Annotated in this window: 1 protein-coding gene and 1 pseudogene; one reads left to right on the top strand and one right to left on the bottom strand. The window is 71.6% G+C overall.

Annotated elements, in window-relative coordinates:
• Nucleotides 1-195 precede the first annotated feature (195 nt).
• Nucleotides 196-909 (bottom strand): hypothetical protein, encoded by a 714-nt coding sequence (locus tag AB0M20_RS38410; protein ID WP_364305827.1) that lies wholly within the window; start codon nt 907-909, stop codon nt 196-198.
• 211 nt (nt 910-1120) lie between these two features.
• On the opposite strand from AB0M20_RS38410, the pseudogene AB0M20_RS38405 reads away from it, so the two are divergent.
• Nucleotides 1121-2416 (top strand): annotated as a pseudogene (locus AB0M20_RS38405) (hypothetical protein); the annotation flags it as partial.

Here is a 2416-nt window from a genome sequence, read left to right as displayed (position 1 = left end):
GCGCCTCACCTGGATCGGGTTGCCGCCACCCACCAGGCGGGCGGCCACCCGGGCGAGGCCTGCGGTGGGCCACCAGGTCTTCATGAACAGGTGGCCGTTGCGATATCTTCCTTCGGCCCACCAGCCGAGGTGCCGGCCGGGGTGGATGGCCATCTTGCGGGTGCCCACGGTGTCTCCTTCCGGTACGTCGTCGTCTCAGCGGCGCCGGCGGAAGCCGACGAAGATCAGCAGGAGGGCGATCAGGCCCACGAAGGCGCTCATGCCGAGGAGGACCTGCGCGGCCCATCGCTGGACCGGCGCCGTGATGCCGACGTCGAGGGAGGCGTCGACCCCGGTGGAACCGTCCGCGTTCATCACCACGACGGTCCATTCGCCGTCGGTCAGCGGCCACTCGACGGCCTGGACGCCCGACCCGGTCGACTGCGCGGTCCAGAAGGTCTGGTCGGCGGGATTGCCCCGCGGCGCCCCACCGGCGTGCTCCGCGTACGCGGTGACCGGGTCCTCCAGCTCGGTGAGCGTCGCGTGGCCGACGCCGTTCAGGTAGGCCTCCGCCTTGTCGGCCGGCGCGACACCGATGAAGACCGGTTCCCCGCCGGTCCCGCTGACCCTTAGTCGCAGCTTCCCGAGCAGGCCGTCGTAGTCCGGCCACAAGGGAGCGATGCCCGCGATGTCGAGGCGTTCGGTGGCGATGGCGCGGGTGGGCGTGGTGAGAGCGATGTCGCCCGACGTGAGGTATCCGTCGCGACGCCAGGACTCGTCGATGACCCGCACGACCACACCGGTGATCAGCAGGACCAGGGCGGTCAGCAGCAGGATCGTCCCGGTCACGAACCAGCCGGCGCCGGATCGGCGCGGGGTCCGGGGAGCGTTCAGCGTGGTCGGGTTCTGGGTCGGGTGGATGGTTGTCATGGTCTCTCCTTGGATGAACGTGGCGGCCGGTTCGGCCTTGCCCATCACGCTCGCATCGCGCCGATGGCGCGGAAAGGAGGCTGACTGGTGATCGCGGGGCCGGTTTTCTGGTGTACGGGTCCACCGGGGAACTCCCGTCCGTTCGGCGGTTCCTGGCAGCCGATCGGCTGGCTAGCGTGAGCTGTGGACCTCCGTCGGTCCGCTGAGGTGGGTGGCCAGCGATGTCTCCGCGAGGTACGTGATGACCGGCATGGTGCAGGCCGCGCCGCTCCGCCACGACGCCGCGCAACTGGCCGGCCGGTTCGCCGCACGACGCCTGCCGACCGCGATCTGGTTCGCGCTCTGGGGCGCGGTCGCGGCGGCCGAGACCCTTGCCGTGCTTCCGCTGCTCGCCGGTGGGACCTCGGAGCTCGCGGCGGTGTACGTGGTCATGCGGCTGGTCGGCGGCTCGTTCGTGGTCTGCGGCCTGATCGCCTGGCGCCGGCGCCCGGATACGCGCACCGGCGCGCTGCTGACCGCCACCGGGTTCGGGTTCTTCGTGACGCCACTGTTCAGCCAGATCGACTCACCGGCGGCCCAGACCGTGGCGTACTGGCTGCCGGACCTCTGGCTGGTGTTCTTCATCGCCGTCGTGCTCACCTCGCTGACCGGGGGACGGCTGCGGACCCGGCTGGACCGGCTGATCGTTGCGGCGGCCGCGGTGGCGTTGCTGGTACCCGCGCGCCTGCTCTTCTCCGACGTCGAGGGCAACCTGCTTCTCGTCGACGCGAACCCGCGGCTCACCACCGTCATGGAGACCGCTCAGCGGATGATCATGGTCGTGGTCATGGTCGCGACGGCGGGCGTTGTCGTCGCTCGGCTGCGGGCGGCGTCCCCGCCCGGGCGCCGCGCGCTGTGGCCCAGCGTGGCCGGCGCCTTCTGTCTGCTGTTGTGGCTGCCCGTGCTGGTCCGCGACTACCTGCGTGAGTACCGCTTCGGCCTGGCCGCCGAGACTGTCGACTGGATGGTGGCGATCACGGTCGCGGTCGTGCCGCTGGTCTTCCTCGCCGGCCTGCTGCGCTCCCGGCTGGCCCGCGGCGGCCTGGCCGACCTCTTCCGGACGATCTACGACGTTCAACCGGCACAACTGCAGACCGCCCTGGGTCGTGCGGTGGGCGACCCTGGCCTGGTGATCGCCTACCGCACGCCGGACCGTGGCCTCCAGGACGCCGGCGGAAGCCCCGTGGCGCTGCCGGCCGACGGCGAACGCTCGGTCGCGTGGGTCGAGCGTGCCGACGGGCCGGCCGCGGCCCTGCTGTACGACCGTTCGCTGGACGACGACCCCGAGTTGATCGACGCGGCCCGGGCGGCGGCCGCGATCGCGCTGGAACACCGGGATCTGCAGGACGAGGTGCGTGACTCCAAGGCCCGGATCATCGCCGCGGGCGACGCCGAACGCCGCCGCATCGAACGCAACCTGCACGACGGAGCGCAGCAGCGCCTGGTCCTGCTGGCGATGCAGCTGTCC

The sequence above is a fragment of the Actinoplanes sp. NPDC051633 genome (assembly GCF_040681735.1).
Classification (GTDB): domain Bacteria; phylum Actinomycetota; class Actinomycetes; order Mycobacteriales; family Micromonosporaceae; genus Actinoplanes.
Note: the sequence above shows the minus strand (reverse complement) of the source record. Positions and strands in the feature narration are given on the sequence as shown.